Origin of the sequence: Tunturiibacter lichenicola (assembly GCF_051013355.1) — a bacterium.
Lineage (GTDB): Bacteria > Acidobacteriota > Terriglobia > Terriglobales > Acidobacteriaceae > Edaphobacter > Edaphobacter lichenicola_F.
On the sequence record NZ_CP132944.1, the window covers coordinates 997,750 to 1,016,463 of the forward strand.

18 protein-coding genes are annotated in these 18,714 nt (G+C 58.0%); 2 read left to right on the plus strand and 16 right to left on the minus strand.

Features of this window, described 5'->3' with window-relative positions; genetic code table 11:
• Position 1: 1 nt before the first annotated feature.
• From atpD to hfq, 8 genes are all read right to left on the minus strand, one after another.
• A complete protein-coding gene (atpD, locus tag RBB82_RS04240; RefSeq protein WP_433973874.1) occupies positions 2-1,444 on the minus strand; it encodes a F0F1 ATP synthase subunit beta in 1,443 nt (480 codons plus the stop codon).
• 31 nt (positions 1,445-1,475) lie between these two features.
• Positions 1,476-2,567 (minus strand): F0F1 ATP synthase subunit gamma, encoded by a 1,092-nt coding sequence (locus tag RBB82_RS04245; protein ID WP_433973875.1) that lies wholly within the window; start codon positions 2,565-2,567, stop codon positions 1,476-1,478.
• Positions 2,568-2,570: 3 nt separating this feature from the next.
• Positions 2,571-4,118 (minus strand): F0F1 ATP synthase subunit alpha, encoded by a 1,548-nt coding sequence (gene atpA / locus RBB82_RS04250; protein WP_433973876.1) that lies wholly within the window; start codon positions 4,116-4,118, stop codon positions 2,571-2,573.
• Positions 4,119-4,181: 63 nt separating this feature from the next.
• Positions 4,182-4,721: an ATP synthase F1 subunit delta gene (atpH, locus tag RBB82_RS04255; protein WP_433973877.1), complete on the minus strand. Its 540-nt coding sequence runs from the start codon at positions 4,719-4,721 to the stop codon at positions 4,182-4,184.
• Positions 4,721-5,446, minus strand: coding sequence for an ATPase (locus RBB82_RS04260; protein WP_433973878.1), 726 nt, complete (start codon positions 5,444-5,446; stop codon positions 4,721-4,723). The genes atpH and RBB82_RS04260 overlap by 1 nt, the downstream gene beginning before the upstream one ends.
• Positions 5,443-5,910 carry a hypothetical protein gene (locus tag RBB82_RS04265; protein ID WP_433973880.1) on the minus strand — a complete coding sequence of 156 codons (468 nt, stop codon included), beginning with the start codon at positions 5,908-5,910 and terminating at the stop codon, positions 5,443-5,445. The genes RBB82_RS04260 and RBB82_RS04265 overlap by 4 nt, the downstream gene beginning before the upstream one ends.
• Positions 5,911-6,292: 382 nt before the next feature.
• Entirely contained in the window at positions 6,293-7,537 is a 1,245-nt protein-coding gene (gene hflX / locus RBB82_RS04270) for a GTPase HflX (RefSeq protein ID WP_433975337.1), read from the minus strand.
• Between the two features lie 216 nt (positions 7,538-7,753).
• Complete coding sequence (gene hfq, locus RBB82_RS04275; protein WP_433973882.1) at positions 7,754-8,071, minus strand: RNA chaperone Hfq; 318 nt, start codon at positions 8,069-8,071, stop codon at positions 7,754-7,756.
• Positions 8,072-8,325: 254 nt separating this feature from the next.
• Between hfq and RBB82_RS04280 the strand changes: the two genes are divergently transcribed.
• Positions 8,326-9,492 (plus strand): DegT/DnrJ/EryC1/StrS family aminotransferase, encoded by a 1,167-nt coding sequence (locus RBB82_RS04280; RefSeq protein WP_433973883.1) that lies wholly within the window; start codon positions 8,326-8,328, stop codon positions 9,490-9,492.
• Positions 9,493-9,699: 207 nt separating this feature from the next.
• Here RBB82_RS04280 and RBB82_RS04285 read toward each other — a convergent pair whose 3' ends face one another.
• The 5 genes from RBB82_RS04285 to RBB82_RS04305 all read right to left on the minus strand — a co-directional run bounded on the left by RBB82_RS04285 (position 9,700) and on the right by RBB82_RS04305 (position 14,859).
• Positions 9,700-10,470, minus strand: coding sequence for a phosphotransferase enzyme family protein (locus tag RBB82_RS04285; protein WP_433973884.1), 771 nt, complete (start codon positions 10,468-10,470; stop codon positions 9,700-9,702).
• Positions 10,471-10,508: 38 nt separating this feature from the next.
• Positions 10,509-11,717 carry an SH3 domain-containing protein gene (locus RBB82_RS04290; RefSeq protein WP_433973885.1) on the minus strand — a complete coding sequence of 403 codons (1,209 nt, stop codon included), beginning with the start codon at positions 11,715-11,717 and terminating at the stop codon, positions 10,509-10,511.
• A 94-nt stretch (positions 11,718-11,811) separates the two neighbouring features.
• Positions 11,812-12,027, minus strand: coding sequence for a hypothetical protein (locus tag RBB82_RS04295; protein WP_433973886.1), 216 nt, complete (start codon positions 12,025-12,027; stop codon positions 11,812-11,814).
• Between the two features lie 118 nt (positions 12,028-12,145).
• Positions 12,146-13,213, minus strand: a complete 1,068-nt coding sequence (locus RBB82_RS04300) for a YncE family protein (protein ID WP_433973887.1) — start codon at positions 13,211-13,213, stop codon at positions 12,146-12,148.
• A gap of 452 nt (positions 13,214-13,665) precedes the next feature.
• On the minus strand, positions 13,666-14,859 hold the full coding sequence (locus RBB82_RS04305; protein ID WP_433973888.1) for a lactonase family protein: 1,194 nt from the start codon (positions 14,857-14,859) through the stop codon (positions 13,666-13,668).
• A 258-nt stretch (positions 14,860-15,117) separates the two neighbouring features.
• Here RBB82_RS04305 and RBB82_RS04310 point away from each other — a divergent pair, with 258 nt between their 5' ends.
• Complete coding sequence (locus RBB82_RS04310; RefSeq protein WP_433973889.1) at positions 15,118-16,062, plus strand: M28 family peptidase; 945 nt, start codon at positions 15,118-15,120, stop codon at positions 16,060-16,062.
• Between the two features lie 100 nt (positions 16,063-16,162).
• Here the strand turns inward: RBB82_RS04310 and RBB82_RS04315 are convergent, their stop codons facing one another.
• The 3 genes from RBB82_RS04315 to nadA all read right to left on the minus strand — a co-directional run bounded on the left by RBB82_RS04315 (position 16,163) and on the right by nadA (position 18,706).
• Positions 16,163-16,810, minus strand: coding sequence for an FkbM family methyltransferase (locus RBB82_RS04315; RefSeq protein WP_433973890.1), 648 nt, complete (start codon positions 16,808-16,810; stop codon positions 16,163-16,165).
• A 313-nt stretch (positions 16,811-17,123) separates the two neighbouring features.
• The gene (locus tag RBB82_RS04320; protein WP_433973891.1) at positions 17,124-17,555 is read right to left on the minus strand and encodes a DUF2203 domain-containing protein; all 432 of its coding nucleotides are present in this window, start codon (positions 17,553-17,555) and stop codon (positions 17,124-17,126) included.
• Positions 17,552-18,706 carry a quinolinate synthase NadA gene (gene nadA / locus RBB82_RS04325; RefSeq protein ID WP_433973892.1) on the minus strand — a complete coding sequence of 385 codons (1,155 nt, stop codon included), beginning with the start codon at positions 18,704-18,706 and terminating at the stop codon, positions 17,552-17,554. The genes RBB82_RS04320 and nadA overlap by 4 nt, the downstream gene beginning before the upstream one ends.
• Positions 18,707-18,714: the final 8 nt, after the last annotated feature.

Below are 18,714 nucleotides of genomic sequence, written 5' to 3' on the forward strand. Positions count from 1 at the left end.
TTTATGCCGTCTGCTTCATCTTCTCTGCGGCAGCCTTTACCTCTTCAATGCCGCCCTTCAGATAGAAGGCCTGCTCCGGAATATCATCATGCTTGCCCTCGATGATCTCCTTGAAGCTCCGAACAGTATCAGCAACTTTGACATAAGCGCCGGGAATACCGGTAAAGATCTCGGCCACATGGAACGGCTGCGACAGGAACCGCTGCACCTTACGCGCACGCGCCACTGTGATCTTGTCCTCTTCCGAGAGTTCGTCGATACCGAGAATCGCGATGATGTCCTGCAGGTCCTTGTAGCGCTGCAGAATCTTCTTCACGCCCTGCGCCACGTCATAGTGCTCCTGACCAACCACGCGAGGTGAGAGAATACGCGACGTCGAAGCCAGCGGATCGACAGCCGGATAGATACCAAGCTCAGACAGCGGACGCGACAACACAGTGGTTGCGTCGAGGTGAGCAAAGGTCGTCGCCGGAGCCGGGTCAGTCAAGTCGTCGGCAGGCACATACACAGCCTGCACCGAGGTGATCGAACCCTTCTTCGTCGAAGTAATGCGCTCCTGCAACTCACCCATCTCGGTCGCAAGGTTCGGCTGATAACCCACGGCCGAAGGCATACGGCCAAGCAGCGTCGAAACCTCAGAACCAGCCTGCGTAAACCGGAAGATGTTGTCGATGAAGAGCAGCGTGTCCGCACCCTCTTCGTCGCGGAAGTGTTCCGCAACCGTAAGGCCGGTCAGCGCCACGCGAAGACGCGCCCCTGGCGGCTCGGTCATCTGTCCATACACAAGCGTCGCTTTGCTCTTCGGCAGATCCTTCAAATCGATAACGCCGGACTCCTGAAACTCCATCCAGAGGTCGTTACCCTCACGGGTGCGCTCACCGACACCGGCGAACACAGAAAATCCTCCGTGCTGGCTGGCAACGTTGTTGATCAGCTCCTGAATGATGACGGTCTTGCCCACACCCGCACCACCAAACAGACCGATCTTTCCGCCCTTCAAGAACGGCTGGATCAGGTCGATGACCTTGATACCGGTCTCGAACATCTCTTCGCTGGTCGACTGCTCATCGAACGCCGGAGCCTGCCGGTGAATCGGCAAATGCACCTTCGCATTGACCGGCCCAAGCTCGTCCACTGGTTCGCCAAGCACATTCAGCACGCGGCCAAGCGTCTCGCGGCCCACCGGCACCATGATGCCCGAGCCCGTGTCGATCGCCTTCATTCCTCGAACCATGCCCTCGGTCGCAACCATCGCGATGCAGCGCACGCGGCCTTCGCCAAGGTGCTGTTGCACCTCAACGATCACATCGAGCGGGGCCGGAACTACGAAGCCTTCGCTGACGATGCGAATCGCCTGAAAGATAGCCGGCATATGCGACTCTTCGAATTGAATATCAACGGCCGGTCCGCTGATCGAAATTACTCTTCCAATATTCTCTGCCATAGGTCTCTTTCGTTATTGCAGCTTCCCGTACTTACAGGGCGGCCGCACCGCTCACAATCTCAATAATTTCCTTCGTAATTGCTGCCTGCCGCACGCGGTTCATCTGGAGCGAGAGCGCGTCGATCATCTCTCCAGCGTTGGTTGTCGCCGAATCCATCGCGGTCATACGCGCTGCATGCTCTGCAGCGACGCTCTCCAGAAACGCATGGAAGAGCTGCGTCGTGATGTAGCGCGGCATGAGATGACGAAATAACCGCTCCGGCGACTGATCGAAGATGTAGTCGACGTCAGCGGTACCGAACTTCTTCGCTTCCGATTCGATGACCGACTCCTCCGGCACGTTGGCGCTGATGCCAGAGGACGCTGCCGCGTGCGCTACTGCTTCCCTCTGCTCTTCGGCCATCTCCTCGGCTGCGCTGATCTCGTGCGAGCCGAGCTTACGGATAGGCAAGAGCTTTTCTACAACGACGCGTTGCGCGATGACCGATTTGAACTCGTTGTAGACCAGATAGACCGAGTCGATCTCCTTGCGCGAGTAGCGATCGATGATGGAGCGGGCGATGTCGCTGACTCTGTCGAAATCGAGGCTATGGAGGAGATCCGCGTGGGTCGCGGCGACCTCAATAGGCTGCGAACGGTGACGCAGAATCTCATGGTGCGTCGCCAGATCGTTGTCATAGTGCTCAGTCTTCTTCTCGTAGACGGCCATGGGGAACCTCTTACCCACGTGCGCGACGGCCTTGCGGCCGATGAGCTCCATGTCGACTGTCTTTCCCTGCTCGATCCGAACACCGATGAAAGCCTGGCCGGCCTTGATGATGTTCGAGTTGAACGCCCCCGCGAAGCCCTTGTCGCCCGCGACGAAGACGACGAGGACGTTCTTCTCCTCGCGCTCCTCGAACAGTGGGTGAAGGATTTCGCCGGTCTGATCGTTATACGCGTCTGTGCGGCGGACGAGCGATTCGAGGAGATTCGTCAGCATCTGTGCGTAGGGCCTGGCCCGCAAGGCCCGCTCCTGAGCCCGGCGCAGCTTAGCCGCCGAAACCATCTTCATGGCCTTCGTGATCTGCCGCGTGTTCTTCACACTGCGGATGCGACGCCGTAAATCGAGTACGTTTGCCATGGTTTACTTAGCCGCAGCCGTCTCTTTCTTGTCCTTGCGATCCGCCAGGAAGATCGCCTTATACTCTTTGATCGCCGAGGTCAGACGAGCCCGCAGGTCGTCGTCGAGAGCCTTCTTGGTAGCGATGTCAGTCAGAATCGAAGCCTGTGCCGATTCGAGGTACGGATAGAATCCATCCTCAAACGCCCGCAGATCGCTCACTTCCACATCATCCAGAAGCCCGTTCACACCGGCGAACAGAATCGCAACCTGCTTCTCCGCGGTAAGCGGCTGGAACTGCGGCTGCTTCAGCAGCTCTGTCAGACGCTGTCCACGGTTGAGCTGCTGCTGTGTCACCTTATCCAGGTCCGAACCGAACTGCGAGAACGCTGCCAGCTCGCGATATTGTGCCAGATCCAGTTTCAACGTCGCGCCCACCTGCTTGGTAGCCTTGATTGCAGCAGAGAAGCCGACACGCGACACCGACAGACCGACGTTCACAGCAGGACGCACACCCGAGTTGAACAAGTCCGTCTCAAGGAAGATCTGTCCATCGGTGATCGAAATCACGTTCGTCGGAATGTAAGCCGACACGTCGCCAGCCTGCGTCTCAATAATCGGCAGAGCCGTCAAAGATCCCCCACCCAGCTTGTCCGAAACCTTTGACGAGCGCTCCAGCAGACGCGAGTGCAGATAAAACACGTCGCCCGGATACGCTTCACGCCCAGGAGGACGACGCAGCAGCAGCGAAATCTCGCGATAGCTTGCAGCATGCTTCGAAAGGTCATCGTAGATCACGAGCGCATGCTTGCCGTTATCGCGGAAGTACTCACCCATCGCCGTCGCGGCAAATGGAGCAAGGTACTGCATCGGTGCCGGCTCAGAAGCCGTCGCAGCGACAACAATCGTGTATGCCATCGCGCCGTGCTCTTCAAGCGTCTGCACCACCTGGGCCACCGATGAGCGCTTCTGTCCAACCGCGCAGTAAATGCAGATCAGGTTGTTCTTCGCCGAGTTGATGATTGTATCGAGCGCAATAGCAGTCTTACCGGTCTGGCGGTCGCCGATCAGCAACTCGCGCTGGCCACGGCCAATCGGAATCATCGTGTCGATAGCCTTGATACCAGTCGCCATCGGCTCACGCACCGACTGCCGATCGATTACACCAGGAGCAAGCCGCTCCACCGGCAGATACTTGTCCGTATTGATCGGTCCCTTGTCATCGATAGGCTGACCAAGCGCATTCACCACGCGGCCGATCAAAGCCTCGCCCACCGGCACGGACATGATCCGGCCAGTACGCTTCACCTGATCGCCTTCGCTGATCTCCGTATAGTCGCCGAGCAACACCGCGCCCACCTGATCTTCATCCAGGTTCATCGCGAGACCCGCAACGCCATGCGGAAACTCAATCAACTCGCCGGCCATTACCTTGTCCAACCCGTGGACACGCGCAATACCATCGCCCAGCGAGATGACCGTTCCAACCTCATCCACCTGGATGCGCTGCTCGAAGTTCTCAATCTGCTGGCGAAGCAGCTCCGTTATCTCATCCGCCTTGATCTGTGCCATGTCTTCCTTCTACTCGCTTCGTGTCAAATCTGAAAAAACTTAGAGCCGTCGCCGGCACAAAATCTACGCGTTCACTAACTTCTGCTTCAGCTGTTGCAACTGCGCTCGAATGGACCCGTCATACACCGTCGATCCGATCCGCACCACCGCGCCACCCAACAACGTTGCATCCTGACCATAGGTCACGCGAACGCGTCCCCCAGCCAGCTTCGCCACCTGCGCCTCAAGCTCCACGCGATCCTGCTCATTCAGCGGACGCGCACTGGTAATCTCCGCCTCAGCCAGATTAGATTGCTCATCAGCAACAAGGTGGTACTCATCCAGAATCTCATTCAACTCATCAAGCCGCTGATGATCCATGATGACCGCAAGAAAGTTCCGCACCTGCGGAAACATCCCGATACGTCCAGCGATCGCATCAAGCACCTTCAACTTCTGCTCGTTCGCAATCGAAGGATTCATCAAAATTTCACGCAACTGCTGGCTCCCAGCGAACGTTCCGCTGAAATCAGCCAACTGCTGCTGCGCCGCCGCAACATCCAGATGGGCGGCCGAAGCCACCGCGGCAAACGCATGAGCATACCGCAACGAAAGGACGGACATTAGTTTTGCCCTTTCTTCGAATCGTCACCGATCAGCCGCTGCGCAAAGCTCTGCACCAGCAACCGGTCTGTCTCTGCAGTCACCACCAGTTTGCGTGCAGCCTGCTCAATCGCCAATTCTGCAGCGTACTGCTGAAGCTGCCGCTGCGCTAAAGCGGTCGCAGCCGTAATCTCCTGCTCCGCCGCCGCAAGAATCTTCTGTTTCTCATCTTCTACGCTGGCCTTGATGCGCTCCTCATCGTGCGCGGAGTCCTTCTCAGCCTGGGCCCGCATCGCAGCAATCTGACCGTCCAGCTTGCTCAAACGATCTTCCACGCTGTTCAACCGCGCACTGGCCTCTTCGGTCGCCGTGCGCGCATCCACAAGCTGTTTCTGAATCTCTGTGCTGCGATCGCGGAACTTCTTGGGCAAAGTCCTTACCAGGAACCACCCCAACAATGCCGCCAAAACTACAAAGTTCAGAACCGTAAAGGCGGTAGCCGCCTGCTCCGCATTCAAACCAATCTTCGCCCCGAGCCCACGCACGGTGTCAGAGTGCAGATACTGGTCGTTCTCGTCGACTTCCTGCTTCTCCTTCGCCGGAGACTGCGCTTCAGGCGTGCTCTGCCTTGCAATGCTGGGATCAGCAGACCCTGTATCCTGCGCCCTCAGTGAGCGCACCGGAACAATCAACAACGCCGCAAACATCACCACAGGGAGAAACCGCTTCACAGATGAAATCTTCACCGCACAACCTCCGTCGCACGAACGTCGGCCGGTAACACTGCATTGAGAATCTTCGAACTCAGCTCGTCGCTCATGCCTGCGATCTGGAGCCGCGCCTCGTGTGCGCTCTGCTCGATCTCCTGCTTCGCACCACGAACCCGGTCCTGCGTATGCTGGCGAACCAGTCCCAGAGCCGCTTCCCGCTCGGCATTCCACTGCTTCATCCTCTGGTCGCGCAGCTGGAAGATCTCAGCCTTGGCTTTGCGCAGCTTCTCTTCATACCTAGCGGTCTCCGCCTCAGCCGCGGCAATCGCACGCTTGGCCTGTTCAATAGCGCCCGAGGTGCGTGCACGCCGTTCAGCCAGCACACGATCCAATGGCCTGCGGACAAGGAATCCATACGCTGTCACCAGCAAAATAAAAAAGACCATCGTCGGCACGGAGCCGAGCACAAGTCCACCGAGTTGATTCAGTATCTGATCCATGAATGGGGTCGGCCGGGGCCGCTTGGAAGTCCTGTCGTCAGCTGTCTCACACCGCAACTCTGGCCAGAAAATGCTGGCTCAGACGCTACGTGATAGTTCGAGGTACACCTAGTTTTAGCAAAGCGCTAACAGGAGTGTCAACAAACGCATGGTTGAATATCGCTCACAAATGGCGATATTCGCACGGACCGCTAAACCCGCCCTTCTCACTGACCTGAGCGAACTTAGCCATCGAACTTACCCTTTGACATCTGCAACTAAAGGTCTATGCTTAATTCACCACCTGGACCCTAAACTCTGGGTCACATAGGTCGCGTGATTGGGGACACCACCTCCGCTCCCCTTCAGGCGGCCTATGCTAGTTAACGGCCCTTCTTCATCCTTATTCAGCCCGTTCGCGAAACCGCCGAAACCGGTTCAACAGCGACGCCGGCCCACGCGCCGTCACATACGCGAGGTTTCCCTCAAACCGCTTTCCATCCACAATCGCCCCAGCCTCCAGCGCCGCCAGCACAGCACCCTCCGACTGAGGCAGACGAAACTGCATCTCAATCAGCGGATCCACCACCAGCGCAGCATCGATCGCGTTCAGCAGATGATCCAGCCCCAGCTTCTTCAAACCCGAAACCGCGATGCTCCCCGGCGCACCCATCGGCATCTCTTCGCCAACCGCCACCAGATCGATCTTGTTCAACACCTCAATCACCGGTTTCCCGGAGACATCCAGCTCCGCCAGCACCTTCTCCACCTGCGCCTTCTGCTCATCCACCATCGCACTCGAAGCATCTCGAATGTGCAGCAACAGCTCTGCCCGCTCCACCTCTTCCAGCGTCGCGCGAAAGCTAGTAACCAGCGTATGCGGTAGATTCCGAATAAACCCCACCGTATCCGACAACAAAATCTTTCTCCGCGATGGCAGCGTCAGTTGCCGCAGCTTCGGATCGAGCGTCGCAAACATCCGCGACGACTCCAGCACCCCCGCCTCAGTCAGCGCATTGAACAACGTGCTCTTCCCGGCATTCGTATAGCCCACCAGCGCAACCACCGGCACCGGCACAGCCTCTCTCCGCTGCCGTTGCTGCCGCCGAATCCGCCGCACCGACTCCAACTGCTCCTTCACATGATCGATGCGCAGATTAATCTTCCGGCGATCCGTCTCCAACTGCGTCTCACCAGGCCCACGCGTCCCGATACCACCGCCCAGCTGAGACATTGCCTTTCCACGCCCCGCAAGCCGCGGCAACTGATACTCCAGCTGCGCCAGCTCCACCTGCAGCTGGCCCTCCCTGGTCCGAGCATGTCGTGCAAAGATATCCAGAATCAGCTGCGTCCGGTCGATCACCCGGCAAGGCAGCTTCCCCTCCAGGTTTCGCAGCTGCGACGGCGTCAAATCGTGGTCAAACAGCACCAGATCGGCTCCTGTCGAGGCGATCACACCCTCGATCTCCTCCAGCTTGCCCTGTCCAACCAGCGTCGCAGGATCAGGCTTTGGCCGCCGCTGAATCAGCGTCGCCGCAACCTCCGCCCCGGCGCTCCGTGCAAGCTCTTCAAACTCCGCAAGCGAAGCATCGAAGTCCAGATCGGCGGCCACCTTCGGCGCGAGATTCTCGTCATGAGCATCAAGCATCGTCCCGGCAGAGACTGCCGCAGCAGTCCTCGCCAGCCTTGCGGCCGCAGTCAACTTGCGCCGCTCTCCGGTAAACTCCACCGCAACCAGCACCGCACGCTCCGCATGGGCAGATCCACCCTTATGGGCAACACGTGACGCCGCCTCCTGGGCTTCAACCAGGCTGCGGCGTAAGGACTTTGCTCCACCGATCTTCGGATCTTCTGATATCAACGGCTAACGGCCTTGCGTCCCAGTCGCCTCTTGCGCAGGCACACCGGCAGCAGAGCCCACCGTCGCCCGAACCTCTGGCTTCACGTCGCTCCGCACATCGCCATGCGCTCCGGCTCGCCCACTCACCACCGTCGAGATCGCATGCTTAAAGATCAGCTGCTCCTGGCTGTTGTTCTCCAGCAGCACCGAGTATTTATCGAACGACCGAATCTTTCCCGTCAGCTTTACGCCGCTGACAAGGTAGATCGTGATCGGACTCTTGTCTTTTCGCACAGTGTTGAGAAAAGTATCCTGAATGTTCTGTGCCGGCTTTGATTCCATGGTGCCGATCTCCTTTATCTAAAATCTAAGTTCGTCCTGCGATGAGGTTTTCCGTGACCCATCAGCTTCAGAAGAATGCTTAGCGCGCCGCAATGCCAAGTCTGAAGCCAAGACAGTCAACAATACGAGCATCCACGTCAATAATCAACTCGTCCAGCCATATTCTATCGACGAACGCAATACTTCCTTAGACGCATTGCAACGAAGAATGAAAGAAAGCAGCCGTTATCGCAGTTGTATCTGCGCGATATACCATGACAGATGTGCCGACCCGTACGCAGCAGCCCGTCCCAATGCTCGATTTCTCCCGCCAGTTCGCCACCCTCCGGCAGGAGATCTTAGACTCCATCGAAGCCGTCTGCGCCTCGCAGCACTTCATCCTCGGCCCTCAGGTCACCAGCTTCGAACTCGCCGCAGCCACCGCCTGCGCCGCACCTCATGCCATCGGCTGCGCCAGTGGCACCGACGCCATCTGGCTCGCACTCGCAGCGGCCAACATCGGCCCCGGCGACGCCGTCATCACCACTCCTTTCAGCTTCTTCGCAACCGTCAGCGCCATCCTTCGCTGCGGCGCCACACCACTTCTCGCCGACATCGACCCCGCCACCTTCAATCTCTCAGCGACCGCAGTCGAAGAAGTCCTGCAATCCCCAGCCGGACGCAACGTCAAAGCCATCCTCCCCGTTCATCTCTACGGTCAGTGCGCCGACTGGGACGCCTTCACCGCCATCAAACAGCACCATAACCTCGTCCTCATCGAAGACGCCGCCCAGGCCTTCGGAGCAACTTGGAACGACATCCCCGCCGGCGCCCTCGGCGACGCTGCCGCCTTCAGCTTCTACCCCACAAAAAATCTCAGCGCCATGGGCGACGCCGGCCTCGTCACCACCACCTCCGCCGCAATCGACGACCACGCCCGCGTCCTCCGCGCCCACGGCATGCGCCGCCGCTACTACCACGACGAGATCGGCTGGAACTCACGCCTCGACTCCATCCAGGCCGCCGTCCTCGAGGTCAAACTCCGCTACCTCCCCAAATGGAACCAACAACGCCGCGACCACGCCGCCCGCTACGATCAGCTCTTCCACGCAGCGAACCTAACCGCAGCCACCATCAAAGAAGGCATCGTCCTCCCCATCACCGACCCACGCGCCGGCCACGTCTTCCACCAGTACGTCATCCGAACCCCTCACCGCGACGCACTCCGCCAATACCTCTCCGACCAAAAAATCGGCAGCGAGATCTATTACCCACTCCCGCTCCATCTCCAAACCAGCCTGGCCACCCTCGGCTACAAACAAGGCGACTTCCCCATCTCCGAAATCGCCGCCCAAGAAGTCCTCGCGCTCCCCATGTACCCCGAGCTACGCGAAGACGAACAACAAACCGTAGTCGACGCCATCTCCACCTTCTACGCCTGACCACGTCGCCACACTTGCTCCCGCCGCTGTCACTTTTGCCACGGCCGTGACCCCTTCTTTTGTTGTCATCCCGCAGGGATCCGCTGTTGCTCTTGCCGTTGCCTGTCCTTTTGTTGTCATCCCGCAGGGATCTGCTGTTGCTGTTGCTCTTGCGTTGCCTGTTCTTAAAAAGAACAAATCCAACCGAAGATCAAAACGCAAACACCCTCACCCAACAAATCCCACAAGCAGCGCATATCTCCAAACCTCAAGATGCCGCTCCACATACTCCGCAGCCTCCCTCCAATGGCGCCCGCCATCCCCCTCCGCGTGATTCCGCGCCCAGGGCTGCTCCCCCGTCATCGCCGCACGCTCAAGCAACTCAAACATCGCCCTCGTCCGAGCGGCCATTATCTCCGGCAGACTCTCCCTCTGCGCACGATCAAGCCCATACCCATCCACAAAGCCCCGCAACCGCAAAGCATCCACAGCAGGCTCTCCCCCACGGATCAGCGGCACAAAGCTCTGCGCCGCATAAGCCACATCCCACAGCACCGACCCCGGCCCACTCCCATCCCAATCGACAAACACCCACCGCTCACCACCGCGCACCAGGTTCCACGGCGCAAGATCGTTATGGCAGATCATCGACTCCGCATCAGGCTTAATCGCAACCAGCCACTGCGCCCCCTCCGGCGGAACAAAACTCTTCGCCGCCGCATGAAACTCTCGAATCAGCCGCCCCACCCGCGCCAGCTCATCATTCGTATACGAGAAAGGCTGCTCAGTAGCCCCCGGCACATACTCCAACACATGCCGACCCTTCTCATCGCACCCAAGCGAACGCGGAGCCCCGCTGAACCCAACCTCAAAAAGATGTTCCAGAAACGCTTCAACGCTACTCGTCGCCACAGTCACAGGCTTCCGCACCGTAGCCCCAACGCGCACCACCGAATCCGCCACATTGCCGCCGTAAAGCCGCTCTTCCGAATCGCTCATCGTAGTTCCGACGCACGCCTTCCATCGAGATCCAGCGACTACCGCTTCTTCTTACCACCCTTACCGGCCGCATTTTTCTTCTTATCCGACACCGGCGCAGGATGCGCCTCCCCAGGCGCCGACGTTCCCGGCTGGATCACCCGCCTCACCAGGTTCCCCTCCAGCCGATACGTCTTCAACACCGTCTTCCCCGGCACAATCGCGCCCGTCACCGAATCAGGCACCACCGGCCCCGCATCATCCGCCAGCACACGATACGTAAACGTCGGCGCAGGCGTACTCGCAGCCGGTCCCTTTCCATAAGGATCGGTAGCCATCGTCACCGAAACCGGCAGATACCCTTCAATATTTCTGTCGCGAAATCCCGTCTCATAACGATGCTTCTTCACGTTCCACGTAAACACGCGCAGCTGGTCGAAGTCATACGTCAGCCCCGCCTTGTACGGACTCAGCACCGTCACATAGATCGGAATGTTCTTCTCATCCTGCTCCGCCTCAGGATCATTCACCGTCGTCAACACATACGAACCCACAATCCGCTGACCCTCCGAGTAACGCGTAATCGCATCCGGAGCGTCCACATCCATCATCCTGCTGAACAACCAACCCGTATCACCCTTCGAATCGCGCACCAGCCACCAGTCTTCCATCGCTGGTGGCTCAGGCGGTGCCTCCGGCGCAGCAGGCGCACTCGGAGCAGCAGCCTTAGAACTCTTCCCGGCACCAGAAACAGGAGCAGCACCGCCAGAAGCGGGAACGGCGGGAGCAGCAACAGGAGCAGCAGCCTTAGCCACCCGCGTCCCCGGCGGAACCGGCTTCGCCAGCGTAGCCCGACCCAGCAGCTTCAGCTTCTCCCCTTCCGCCAACCGATAGAACCGCTCCGTATCGCGGCCCGGCGTGGCGTGCATATAAACGTCATCCCGCACCACCGCCGACGCCACCACCGGATCGGCCGCATGCGCCTTCTTCAACTTTTCAAACTCATCAAAAACATCTTGCGTCGCAACCACCTTCTCGTCGATCCACCCCTGCTCGCCCTTGGCCGTCTGCACCTTCACAAACCGCCGTCCATGGTCGAGCACCTCCAGCCGGTCGCCATTCTCCACCGTCGCCGTACGGTTCGACACCGCCGCCACCCGGTCCCGCAGAAACGTCTGCTTCGCCGTCACATACACATACTGCGCCTCTGGTTTAGGACGCAACTTCGAACAGCCGCTCACCCCGGCGACCACAAAGATCGCACTCACCGCGCAGCCAAAAACTCGCGAACCGAACCATCCAAAACCGAATTGTCGAGAAGAAGAGACGATGATCCAAAAACTCCACGTACAAACACGCTACTCATCCCATACTAACGGCGAAGGCGCACAATCCGGTAAATCGCCGCATCAACTCCAGCACCTTTTTTATTCTCATCCCCGAAGGGGATCTGCGGTTGCTCTTGCCGTTGTAGTTGCTGTTGCCCTTGTCGTTGCCTGTCTTTTTGTTGTCATCCCGCAGGGATCTGCTGTTGCTGTTGCTGTTGCTCTTGCCGTTGCCTGTCTTTTTGTTTGTCATCCCGCAGGGATCTGCTGTTGCTCTTGCTGTTGCTCTTGTCCTTGCCTGTCCTTTTGTTGTCATCCCGCAGGGATCTGCTGTTGCTCTTGCCCTTGCCGTTGCCTGTCTTTTCTGGCTATCACCGGCGGACAGCCCAGGCCATACCGTCCGGTTCAGTCCCAGCCTGAATATGGCCCGTCACCTCAAGCGACTGAAGATCGACAACCGCAACATAGTTATCCGGGCCACACGCAACAAACGCACGAGCACCATCCGGCTGCACCAAAATCCCGGCAGAGCCATGACCAACCGCAATCCGCTTCACCACCTTGCGACCACTCGCATCAAGCACTACAAGCTCAGGCCCACTTGAAACCAGAACACGCCTTCCGTCAGGCGTGAACTTCAGCCGGTTCGCACCCGGAACATTCGCAGCAACTGTCTTCGTCACCTTCTTCTCATGAAAATCGATGATCGAGATTGTGCCATCCTGAGCATTCGCAACCCAGATCTCTTTCCTATTAGGAGACACATCGAACCCCTCAGAACCATTGCCAACGCGGATCACCGTCTCATTCCAGTCCGTTCGGGGCATGGAACCGCGGGGTGGCGCAGGTGGAGGCATTCCAGCAACTCCCGGCGGCGGATGCACTCCCGGGGGCGGTCCCATATGAATCGGCTCTTGTTCAATTATGCTGACCGTCCCCGAGTTCACATTCGTAGTGACGATGTGTTGACCATCCGCAGAAACGTAGATCATGTGCGTACGATTCTGTCCGGTCCCAAGAATCCAATCCACTTTGTGAGTAGCAGGATCGTAGCGTCCTATCGCCTTCGCAGCCTCCGCGGTGAACCACGTCTTGCCCCCAACAAACGTGAGCCCGTGCGGCCCATGCAGAGGACCGAGGTCAATCGATGATTCCGGCTTCTGAGTGATCAGATTGACGACAGCAAGAGTGTTGTACGCACCGAAGCCATAGTTCGAGACATACGCGACGGCCCCATCGTCCGAAGCAATCACCTCATGTGGATCATCACCGACAGGCGCCTTGGCGACGACCCGCAAACTCGAGACATCAACGATGCTCAAAGTATGGTCCCGCTTCGAGAGAACGAGCAGCGACCCCAAAGACGCACCTTGCCCATACATGAAACCGGCAAAGCAAAGATAGCTAATCGAGACCGCAGAACGAATGAAAACCTTCATCCGTTGAGCCTACTTCCAAACCCCCAACGCAGACGAGAAACAAGGTGGTGAAAAGCGAGCTGAAAAATCGACTGCCGTCTCATGTGAGCAGAAACTGAGAGAAGAACCTCAGAACGGTGGAGCCGCTCCAGAGTGCCGCCATCTCCGTTAAAAATCTTGTCAAGCCCCAGAACCATCAAAACCCGCGTCAATCCAGCACATTCGCGTGGCGTATTAGTTCCGTTCCAATCGCTATAATCAATACAGAACACAAAAAGCCCCGGGAGATCCGGGGCTTTTTCATTGATGAGCTAACCCATACCGCTAACTCCTTTACTTGGACGAATTTGCACGTAACCCTTTTGGAATGAATATTTTACAAGGAGGCCAAAGCCTTAACTCGTTGAAAGTAAGGAATTTACGCGCAAATATGGGGGGGAGGGGGTACCCTCACACCCCAACTCGACGAGAATCTAGTGGGTCAAAGCGATCGTGGAGGCACCAGCCGGATCGGCATCGGTCGCGATACTCGTCGCCGGATCAAGCTGTCCCGGAACCGTGATATCGAAGCTGTACATCGTCAGGTCCGGCGAACCACCGACCGCCGCCGCCAGCAGATATTTGCCCGTATTGTCGAGCCCCAGCGACTGCACAGAAATTCCGCTCGCAAAGGGAGACCCCTTCAGCGGAGTGAGTGACAACTGCGCTGAAGCGGTCGCCGGGACGATCGTATAACCGGAGATGGTGCCGTCCAGACGGTTCGCCGCATAGACATAGGTCCCTGTGCTGTCCAACACCAGCGAATAGGTGCCACTGCCCGCAGCAAACGGAGACGCGGTCAAGGCAACTAGTGCACCGCCGTTTCCAATCGTGTACACCGCAACACCTCCGCCGACGCCGCTCCTGGCAATGTAGAGATAGCTGCTCGTGGAGTCGATCGCATATCCGTTGTCGCTCGTCTGCGTGTTGCCAGTAGGCAGATACGCATTGCTTACTGCGAGCCCGGTCGTCGTATTGAACGTAAACACGCGGTCGCCGCCCGTTCCGAGCGCAGCGAAGATCAGTTGTCCATTGGGCGACACCTTCACTGAAGTCGGTATCCACGTCCCGGAGGGTACTGTGTAGGTCGCAGGCGAGCCCGCCGCAGCCGTCAACGCTCCGGTCGACGAGTTGATCTGGAAGATGTCGAGCTGCTGCGTAGTCCCATCCAGTGCAATCAACCACTGGCCATCCGGTGACACCGCCATCGAAGGTGCGAACACTACCACCTGCTGCGCCCCCGTGCTCGGCGCGCTCAACGTTCCATTCGCATTGATGATGTACAAGCTGATCGTACTTGTCCCTCCCACATAGAGGAACGCATTATTCGGAGTCACCACCATCGACTGCGGCACATAACCCGCAGCAAACGGCAGCCCGCTGATCGAACTCAGCTTGCCGGTATTGGTCGTAACACCGGCTGTACTGGTAGTCGTCGTAGTGCTGATGGAAAGGCCACCGATTGAGCTCCGCGACCCGTTCGCCACATACACATAGTCACCCGTTGCAGTCCCACCACCACCGCCGTTATTAATTGGAGGAAAAAAACCTGAGCAGCCTACTAAGACCGGCAACATCAGCGCAGCGCACAACACGGCCCAACGCCGCAAACTTTTCGTTCGTTCCATCGTTGCCAAGCCCTCTTCGATCGTATCTCTACAGCAACAGCGTCATCCTAAGCCTAGTCCAGCCTAGTTCATCCGAGCACATCTATAATTCACGCAATGTACCTGTCGAAATCCCTGCAATCCCTCAGTCTTGCTGCGTTCGGTCTGACATTAGCTCTAACCTCTTCATCCAGAGCGCAACAGTCACACTCATTCGACGCAGCAGCCCGACAAACGACATCGCTCGCAGCCACACTGCAACAGGAAGTTCACGCAGATATGAACTTCCTCGCCGACGACGAGCTTCACGGCCGCGGTTCAGCCACACGCGACGAGCACATCGCAGCCCTCTTCGTGGCCTCGCAGCTCCAGGCCCTTGGCTTCAAACCCGGAGGTGACAACGACACCTTCATCCAGAAGTCTCCGCTTCCCGATCCCTTGCCCGCGAGAACCCTGCAGCGCATCGCCGCATTCCAGAACGTCCCTCGCAAGGAGACCTGGAACGCCATCGCCATCCTCCGCGGCTCCACAACCCCCAACGAGGTCATCCTCCTCACCGCGCACCTCGACCACCTCGGCATCGGCCCAGCCAACGCCTCCGGCGATACCAACTACAACGGCGCCGACGACGACGCCTCCGGCACAACCGCCGTCCTCACCCTCGCCCACATCCTCGCCACCGGCCCACGCCCACGACGCACCATCGTCTTCGCTCTCTTCGGCTCCGAGGAACTTGGCGGTTACGGCAACCGCGCCTTCCTCGCCCATCCTCCCGTCCCCCTCACCAACATCGTCGCCAACCTCGAGTTCGAGATGATGGGCCGCCCCGATCCCGCAGTCCCTGCCGGCACTCTCTGGCTCACCGGCTACGACCGCTCCAACCTCGGCCCCGAACTAGCCAAACATGGCGCCCATCTGGTCAACGATCCGCACCCGAAGCAGAACTTTTTCCAGCGTTCCGACAACTACGCATTGGCCCAGCGAGGAATCATCGCTCAAACCGTCTCCAGCTACGGCCTGCACAAGGACTATCACCAGCCGAGCGACGAGATAGCCACCATCGACTTCACTCACATGACCAACGCCATCGCCTCCATGGTCGACCCCGTCCGATGGCTTGCGAACTCCAGTTGGAAGCCAGAATGGAATCCCGGCAAAAAACCCGGGCCAAATCCTGCGACGGCTCCGCAGACCTTGTCATCCCCACAGCCGTTCCAGAGATAATCGAAAACAAAAAGCAGCTCTCGAGGGAGCTGCTTTTTGTAACGATCCTTGTTACTTAATAATTACTGCCCGATAAGCTTAGCTAAACACTGATCACTACCTACGCCTGTACTGGAGTTGGAACCGACGCCATCGACGTTAACAGCGGCAGAGCTGCCGGAGAGCAAGCCCGGAAGAGCGCATGATCGTGCGAGATTGAGCGATACTCGAACGTCCAGCCCTGATCGCGAAAGATCGCTTCAAAGATCGAAGAATTCACCTGATAATTATGCAGCTCACCAACGACGTACACCGCCCTGCGCTCCGTTGGTACAAACTGCTTCAACACCTCAACCTCCATACCCTCGATATCCAGCTTGATCAGCATCCGCTCAGCCGTAGAGGTCCCAATCGCATCAGACAGCATGAATACAGGCACATCCAACACACTGAGATAAGGCTTCTCAGGATCGAAGCTGCTATCGATCGCCTCGCGGCAATAAAAAGGGATCGAGCGGTGAGTCCCGCCCAGACATCCAGCCATCAGCCTCGCCTTTACATGATTCAAAGGCAGATGCTTCTCAATCTGTGCGATATTCCTCGGCAAAGGCTCAACGATCACAAACTGCACCGGGGCTTTGCTCACCGACGCGGCCCCAGCCGCAGCCCGAAGAGTAAATAACCCGATATTTCCCCCCGCATCAATCACCAGCTCAGGTTGAAAATCAAGATCCAGATCGTAGGTATTTCTTACTCCTAGTTCAAGCACGCTCAAAAGATCGCTTTGAAGATCCGACAAGCGGATGAAACACTTTGTCTCGCGGCCGTAGCACTGGTAACTCAGCAACACCTCGCCATTTTTTTTAAATGGTCGTAAGAGAAACAGACAGATCGGGCGCAGCTGGGGCCTTGAGGAATAGGCCGCGATCAACAGCAACTTGAAACTGCTGAAGAAGGATCCGGTTTTCAAGATGCTGCCAATATTCTCAAAAGCCATCGATAGATTACCGCCGGGGAGGATTGTTACTGCATGAAGGATACCGCGAGTAATAGTGGAACGCTAGGCACTCCTGTAGCCACCGTCAGTTCAACCGCTCCGTCTTACCGAATCGTGAATCCAGCGGCTTGCGTTCTGCGTAACCCTCGTCCTCTGCGTGCCAATGAGTAATCGCCGTCTCGCCCAGCTTCCAACAGAGCAGCACAGTTCTCCCATCCATCACGTAAGGAAAATCCAGCAGCCCCTCTTGCAGATCCTTCACCTGGACGCCGATCGAATCGATCTCAGTCAGCGTGTCTCTTGCCTCTTGCACAGCCTTCTCTCGCTCCGCCCGACGTCGAGCGGCAGCGCTCACGTCGATATGCATGCCGCCAGACAAAAATATCCTGTGACTCAGCTGCTGCATCTCGTAGTCGAACTGCGCCGCTCGCGATTGCGCATCCTGTGCTCTCTTCAGAAGCGCCTCCACTACCGGCAGCAACGTCTGTGCTTCGCCCAACGTAAACGTCTTACTCAAATCTTGATCTCCAACATCCGGTCGAGCGCAACCCGCGCCCACTGCTTCACATCATCGTCCACCTTGATGCGATTCACAACCCGCCCCTCCACCAGATTCTCCAGCGCCCAGGCCAGATGCTGCGGAGAGATCCGATACATCGTGGTGCAAAGGCACCCGGAATCGTCAAGCGTAATCACGCGCTTGCCTAGCGGCGCAAACCGTTTCGCCAGTCGATTCACCAGATGGATCTCGGTCCCCACGGCAAAGCTCGACCCCTCCCGCGCCTGCTCGATCGCCTCAATGATCCTCTCAGTCGAACCGACAGTGTCGGCCTTCTGACACACCTCCCACCGGCACTCCGGATGCACAATCACCTGCATCCCCGGCTCCTCCTTGCGCACGCGATCCACATGCTCAGGCAAAAACCGCTGATGGACCGAGCAGTGTCCCTTCCACAAAATAATCTTCGCGGCCTTCAATCGGTCCGGGCTCAACCCACCGTTGATCTGGTACGGATCCCACACCACCATCTCGCTCAGCGGAATCCCCATCGCAAACGCAGTGTTCCGTCCAAGATGTTGATCCGGCAAAAACAATATCTTCTCCGTGCGTGCAAACGCCCACTCAAACGCGCCACGAGCGTTCGATGAGGTACAAACCAATCCACCCCGCTCGCCGCAGAAAGCCTTGATCGCAGCAGCCGAGTTCATATAAGTCAGCGGGATCAGCCCACCCGATGCCTCATCGGTAAGCCCCGCCCGCTCCAGCGAATCCCAGCAGTCTTCCACCTGCCCGATCTCCGCCATGTCAGCCATCGAACAACCCGCATTCAAATCAGGCAGAATAACCTGCTGCCACGACTGACCGAGCACATCCGCCGTCTCAGCCATAAAGTGCACGCCGCAGAACAGCATGTACTTCGCATCCGTCTCCGCGGCAACCTTCGACAGCTTGTAACTATCACCGGTAAAGTCCGCAAACCGAATCACTTCATCACGCTGGTAGTGATGTCCCAGCAGAACGACATCAGTCCCAAGCTTCTCCCGCGCTGCTGCAATTCGCGCGTCCATCGTATGGTCTGGCTGCGCAAGGTAGTTGTCGAGGGAACACGTATCTGCAACATTCTCAGCCACGGCCGCAGCCGAAGCGATCTCCATTAGTCCGTTCAAAGTACTCC

Coding starts and splice junctions, on each gene's coding strand:
- atpD (WP_433973874.1), bottom strand. CDS start 1,444: ATGGCAGAGAATATTGGAAGAGTAATTTCGATCAGCGGACCGGCCGTT.
- RBB82_RS04245 (WP_433973875.1), bottom strand. CDS start 2,567: ATGGCAAACGTACTCGATTTACGGCGTCGCATCCGCAGTGTGAAGAAC.
- atpA (WP_433973876.1), bottom strand. CDS start 4,118: ATGGCACAGATCAAGGCGGATGAGATAACGGAGCTGCTTCGCCAGCAG.
- atpH (WP_433973877.1), bottom strand. CDS start 4,721: ATGTCCGTCCTTTCGTTGCGGTATGCTCATGCGTTTGCCGCGGTGGCT.
- RBB82_RS04265 (WP_433973880.1), bottom strand. CDS start 5,910: ATGGATCAGATACTGAATCAACTCGGTGGACTTGTGCTCGGCTCCGTG.
- hflX (WP_433975337.1), bottom strand. CDS start 7,537: ATGCTTGATGCTCATGACGAGAATCTCGCGCCGAAGGTGGCCGCCGAT.
- hfq (WP_433973882.1), bottom strand. CDS start 8,071: ATGGAATCAAAGCCGGCACAGAACATTCAGGATACTTTTCTCAACACT.
- RBB82_RS04280 (WP_433973883.1), top strand. CDS start 8,326: ATGACAGATGTGCCGACCCGTACGCAGCAGCCCGTCCCAATGCTCGAT.
- RBB82_RS04285 (WP_433973884.1), bottom strand. CDS start 10,470: ATGAGCGATTCGGAAGAGCGGCTTTACGGCGGCAATGTGGCGGATTCG.
- RBB82_RS04295 (WP_433973886.1), bottom strand. CDS start 12,027: ATGACAAACAAAAAGACAGGCAACGGCAAGAGCAACAGCAACAGCAAC.
- RBB82_RS04300 (WP_433973887.1), bottom strand. CDS start 13,213: ATGAAGGTTTTCATTCGTTCTGCGGTCTCGATTAGCTATCTTTGCTTT.
- RBB82_RS04305 (WP_433973888.1), bottom strand. CDS start 14,859: ATGGAACGAACGAAAAGTTTGCGGCGTTGGGCCGTGTTGTGCGCTGCG.
- RBB82_RS04310 (WP_433973889.1), top strand. CDS start 15,118: ATGAACTTCCTCGCCGACGACGAGCTTCACGGCCGCGGTTCAGCCACA.